The 4,359-nt window shown below is 54.6% G+C and carries 7 protein-coding genes and 1 pseudogene; 5 read left to right on the top strand and 3 right to left on the bottom strand.

The window, feature by feature from the left end:
- Both ACQ4W4_RS27530 and ACQ4W4_RS27525 read left to right on the top strand, forming a co-directional pair.
- Positions 1-107, top strand: a pseudogene (locus ACQ4W4_RS27530) (IS5/IS1182 family transposase); the annotation flags it as partial.
- A 60-nt stretch (positions 108-167) separates the two neighbouring features.
- On the top strand, positions 168-902 hold the full coding sequence (locus ACQ4W4_RS27525; RefSeq protein WP_436544665.1) for a hypothetical protein: 735 nt from the start codon (positions 168-170) through the stop codon (positions 900-902).
- Positions 903-1,427: 525 nt separating this feature from the next.
- On the opposite strand, the gene ACQ4W4_RS27520 is transcribed toward ACQ4W4_RS27525, so the two are convergent.
- The 3 genes from ACQ4W4_RS27520 to ACQ4W4_RS27510 are packed head-to-tail and all read right to left on the bottom strand — an operon-like array spanning position 1,428 to position 2,968.
- Positions 1,428-2,327: a copper resistance D family protein gene (locus ACQ4W4_RS27520; RefSeq protein ID WP_436544664.1), complete on the bottom strand. Its 900-nt coding sequence runs from the start codon at positions 2,325-2,327 to the stop codon at positions 1,428-1,430.
- Positions 2,328-2,696 (bottom strand): copper resistance CopC family protein, encoded by a 369-nt coding sequence (locus tag ACQ4W4_RS27515; protein WP_436544663.1) that lies wholly within the window; start codon positions 2,694-2,696, stop codon positions 2,328-2,330.
- A gap of 2 nt (positions 2,697-2,698) precedes the next feature.
- Positions 2,699-2,968, bottom strand: coding sequence for a copper-binding protein (locus ACQ4W4_RS27510; RefSeq protein ID WP_436544662.1), 270 nt, complete (start codon positions 2,966-2,968; stop codon positions 2,699-2,701).
- A gap of 11 nt (positions 2,969-2,979) precedes the next feature.
- On the opposite strand from ACQ4W4_RS27510, the gene ACQ4W4_RS27505 reads away from it, so the two are divergent.
- The 3 genes from ACQ4W4_RS27505 to ACQ4W4_RS27495 all read left to right on the top strand — a co-directional run bounded on the left by ACQ4W4_RS27505 (position 2,980) and on the right by ACQ4W4_RS27495 (position 4,248).
- The gene (locus ACQ4W4_RS27505) at positions 2,980-3,156 is read left to right on the top strand and encodes a hypothetical protein (RefSeq protein WP_436544661.1); all 177 of its coding nucleotides are present in this window, start codon (positions 2,980-2,982) and stop codon (positions 3,154-3,156) included.
- Between the two features lie 313 nt (positions 3,157-3,469).
- Entirely contained in the window at positions 3,470-3,979 is a 510-nt protein-coding gene (locus ACQ4W4_RS27500) for an HAD family hydrolase (RefSeq protein ID WP_092797501.1), read from the top strand.
- 5 nt (positions 3,980-3,984) lie between these two features.
- On the top strand, positions 3,985-4,248 hold the full coding sequence (locus ACQ4W4_RS27495) for a hypothetical protein (RefSeq protein WP_436544660.1): 264 nt from the start codon (positions 3,985-3,987) through the stop codon (positions 4,246-4,248).
- The last annotated feature ends 111 nt before the right edge of the window (positions 4,249-4,359 follow it).

Below are 4,359 nucleotides of genomic sequence, written 5' to 3'. Positions count from 1 at the left end.
TCCGCCGATTACGCATCCGCTACGAGCGCCGTGCCGATATCCATCAGGCATTCCTCTCGCTTGCCTGCATACTCATCTGCTGGAGATACATTCAGCGGTTTTGTTAGGCGTTCTTAGACAATATGACTCCCTATGCAACCATGCCGTCCAAGGCAGGAGCAGATGGCTTGGGCAGCTTTTCCTACTATGACGAGGTATATTTGCCGGTCAACCGCAAGGAGCTCGTCTGGGAAATGGGGAAACAAAGATACCGCACCCAGATCATCATTCGCCTCAACGGCAAGCGCAGGAGCGAGGCCTACCTTCATCAGCTCTGCTCTGGCACTTGGCAGCCCGTGCAACTGCCAGACGGTACCCTTTCCGATGGTCGAATGGAGTCGTATCAACGCTGCGTCGAGGACATCGTCGGTCCGGCCGCCACTTTCTTTACCACGGCATTTTCGGCGCAGAACAGGCGCCAACTGGCTCACTACCGCAATGCGGAAATCAAAATACTACTGAGTGACCTGCTCGGACTGGAGCGCGTGCATACCAAAGGTCTACTGGCTGCGGAGACGGCCAAGCTGCTGCGCTACGGGCTTTCCAGCTTGCAGCAGGAACGGCGGCGGCTACAGCGACAGATCGATGACAATCACGCGCTTTCACGGCAATTCACCACGCCGGACGATGCGCTGGAGGCCCTACAGCGCTGCAGGCAGACAGCCCTGGCAGCACTGGATGCCCAAAAAAATACCCTGGCGAACATCAAAGCCGAACAAGCCGTTGACGCAACCTACCTAAACCAGCGCCAGCAGCTCCAACAAACGCTCCAACAGCTACGCGATCGCGTGCGGACGGTCAATCAGCGGATGAGCACTTTGCTTGTGGTGGCCTTGGCAAAGGCAGCATCGGCTAGCAAGTGATGGCCAGCATATTCCTCGCGGGAGCGCTCGACTTGGCCAGATTCGTAGATTCTGATTTCCGGGTTGAGCACGGCAATCGCCTGCTCGGTCTTTCCACTGGCGAGTGCCTGGTGAAATGCGGCAACCGTTTCTATTGGTGAGGCGGCGTAAACGGGGAGACCGAATATGGATATAGCGATAAGGGCAGTCAGTTGGCGCACAAGGTCTCCAGTATTTTTTATGTGTCCGCGAATTGCGGTGGGGCGATTAAATCAGCGGACACTGATTGTGGCAAGGTGAAAAATGGAAATACTGGGGAAAATAGAAATGCGCTTGACCTTCCGCGAATTGGACGCCTTAGGGTGACATGAAGCGCGGGTCAGCCCCAATGCCCACTCGGGTAGCGGTCACAAGTTTTCTCACTTGAAAGGAACGATCATGAAACACCTGCATCAAGCTGTCTTGGCCACCCTGCTTGGCCTGTCTACGTCAGTAATTACCTCGCCTGTGTTCGCGCAGCAGCAACAGCAGCAATCCGTCGCAATATTACATTGCGGTAGGTGGTTGTTGATTGGTAAGAACTGCCGCCGCAAACAGTGCACCGAGCAGTAGCAAGGTCTCTGCTTGTAAAACAACTCTCACCAGAGTGATGCCGCGGGAGGAGCGGGAAGCGGCAGGCAATCCAAAAAATTTGTTGTAGCCGCCCAAAGCTATGGCAAGAAGGACTGTTGCAACTTTGACCAGTAAGGTGATGCCGTAGGTGGTATGAACAAGATGTTCTGAACTCCCCACTCGGTACCAGGCACTGTAAATTCCAGTAACAACAATGGCAACCACTGCAAGCATTGCTGTCTGGGACATCAATGTAAGATACGTGTCGGCGGCGCCCGCGACAAATTGTCTTGCCCGCATCTCATGCAGCACAAACCAGCCGGACACGATCACCGCACCGGTCCATAGGCCGATGGCAAAAAAGTGTATCGTTGCAAGCGATTGCGCGATGCTCCAGAAGCCTTCTTCTCCTGCATGCCCCATAGAGGCCCGTATGGATGAAAAAACGGCCAGAAGGAGAATGACAGCCATATCGCTGGCACGACCCGTTGCGCCCATTGATCGCACAAGAACGATGACCGCCATCGCCGCAATAATGCCGCAGCCCGCATGTCCGTAGCTGGTCGTCGACACCATTGTCCAGAACATCGGACCTGCTTCGCGCAGGCCGACGCCGGCCATGACCGCTGTCGCGCCCAATAGTGCGGCTGCCCCGCCAGTCATGCTGATTGCCGCCGCCAGCAAGTCAAGTTTGCGCAGTGCGGGCTCGAAATGCTCATGCGCCACGGCACTTGAACGCATCCAGCAACGTGCAAACCAGGAACCGACGAGCCAGGCAAAGCCAAGGTTCAACAGCACAGCTGAACTGATTTGCAACAGCGGGACGGCTGGCATTTATTGCACCGTGAACTTGAGGTCGCCTTTGCGACGATGCCCATCGTGTCCTGCAACTGCCCAGGTCACGGTATATGCACCAGCGCGCAATGCCGGTACTTCCAGGCGCAAGACGGCTGGATTGGCGGCATCGAGCTTTGCCTTGTTGGTGCCAATGGCTTTGCCTTCGTCATCACTGAGCGTGATCGTGCTAAAGGCTACTTCCACCTTCTCGTTGAAGGTTAGCACAATCTCCTTTGGTGCCACTGTAAGCGAGGCGCCGGTCCCGGGGGAGGACTGCTTCAGGCTAGCATGCGCCAAGGCAAACGGGGCCGCCAGCGTTGCCGCCGACAGGGATGTAGCAAGAAAAATGTTTCGTACGGTCCTCATCTTCAACTCTCCTTGTTCAATTCACTGATGGCTTCGATGGAGGTGACCGTGAATACCCCGCCAATTTTCTCGGCGACGAAGCGTACTTTGTCGCCTTTCTTGACCTTGTCGAGCATGGACGGCTCCTTGACTTTGAACAGCATGGTCATGCCAGGCATGCCCAGGTTCTTTAGCTCACCATGCATGATGGTCAGTTTGCCGGCATGCTTGTCCACTTTCTTGATTTCCCCTTCGCTCATCGCCGCTTGCGTCGTGCCAGCGGATTTATACAATGGAATACAACATGAAGAAGATGACCTTGAATGCTATGGCCGAAATGTCAATGGCCAGCCGGAGCAGTTTCAGCAATGCTGCCGTACCGGATGGCAACACTTCAGCCCATAGCGGCCATCCGCATGGCGCAATTGAGCAGAGCAGCTCTCTTGTTGGTAAGGCAGGCACCTGGTGTGCGATCTCGTAGCTGCCTGATCCACCGACGAGATCGGGTCTGGCCTGTCTATCTCCCCTGCCCTGCAGCAACTTCTACCGCGCTCAAGTAAAAGCTGCTTGAGCTTCGGTGAAATTCACCATGCACGCTTCCGTGGCCAAAACCTCTTGCAACGTTAATCCCGGGGTTCGCGGGTCGCGGCGCAATCGATTCGAGTTCTCTTTCGCATCATTTCTGTTCAGCAACGATGCATTTAAGTTAAAGTATTGCGTTGATAGATGGAAGCCGCAGGCGGCACCCGCCAACGACCGCAACCGGCCAGAAGCGGACAACGAAAGGCAAGAACATGGCGCGGGTCCGACTGATTGTCTTCGACTTAGATGAAACCTTGGTGCATGCGACTGAGGTTGCCTTACCTTGCGCTCACTCCTTTCGCATTGGCCCATATTTTGTCTATGTACGACCGTTTGCATCTGACCTGATCAGGTTCTGTGCGTCGCACTTCGATATGGCAGTCTGGTCTTCATCGAGCGAACGCTATGTCGAAATAGTCACCGAGGAACTGTTTGGAACTTCCTATCCCGTTGCATTTTCATGGGCGGTATCAAAGTGTGTTCAGAAGGTTGATCCGAAAAGTAACGGCTATGTGTACATAAAGGATCTGCGCAAGGCGTTGAAGCACGGGTATGCCGCAGACGAGATCATCATGATCGATGACAGTCCCGAAAAGCTCCAGCGACAACCCACGCGACATCTTTGCCTAACTGAGTTCACAGGTGATCCGTGTGATACGGAACTTCTTGGCGTTATCGAACGCGTTAAGGCGATGGCGGAAATGCAGTCAACGACGGCCTGAAGCGAATGTCTGAAATGGGGGCGCAACCTGCCAACGACGGCAACCGGCCAGAAGCAGACGGACTACTAGACGTCGATATCATCTCAACTGTAGTGGAGGCGAGAATTCAAAGCTATCTATTTGCATCGTCAAACGAACCAAGTACAACAGCGTCTTTGTCGATTGAAGCCTTAATGGCTGCGGCCTGTGCCGAGCTTTTCTCGGTTACGCTCGCAAGTGACGACGAATTGGAGTTGCTGATGGGCTTGCTCGGCATTGAACCATTGTAGTGGTCAACCCATCCCGGACACTACGTTAAGTTTTTCTTCGGCGACGGCCGGTGCCAGTCCCTGGTTGAACTGATGTGGCCGTATCCAGTTATACCGGTGCATCAGGTAGTG

Source organism: Janthinobacterium glycogeni, assembly GCF_051380725.1.
Lineage (GTDB): Bacteria > Pseudomonadota > Gammaproteobacteria > Burkholderiales > Burkholderiaceae_D > Janthinobacterium.
The sequence above is the reverse complement of the archived record's forward strand: the minus strand, read 5'-3'. Positions and strand labels throughout refer to the sequence as shown.

Coding starts and splice junctions, on each gene's coding strand:
- ACQ4W4_RS27520 (WP_436544664.1), bottom strand. CDS start 2,327: ATGCCAGCCGTCCCGCTGTTGCAAATCAGTTCAGCTGTGCTGTTGAAC.
- ACQ4W4_RS27515 (WP_436544663.1), bottom strand. CDS start 2,696: ATGAGGACCGTACGAAACATTTTTCTTGCTACATCCCTGTCGGCGGCA.
- ACQ4W4_RS27505 (WP_436544661.1), top strand. CDS start 2,980: ATGAAGAAGATGACCTTGAATGCTATGGCCGAAATGTCAATGGCCAGC.
- ACQ4W4_RS27500 (WP_092797501.1), top strand. CDS start 3,470: ATGGCGCGGGTCCGACTGATTGTCTTCGACTTAGATGAAACCTTGGTG.
- ACQ4W4_RS27495 (WP_436544660.1), top strand. CDS start 3,985: ATGTCTGAAATGGGGGCGCAACCTGCCAACGACGGCAACCGGCCAGAA.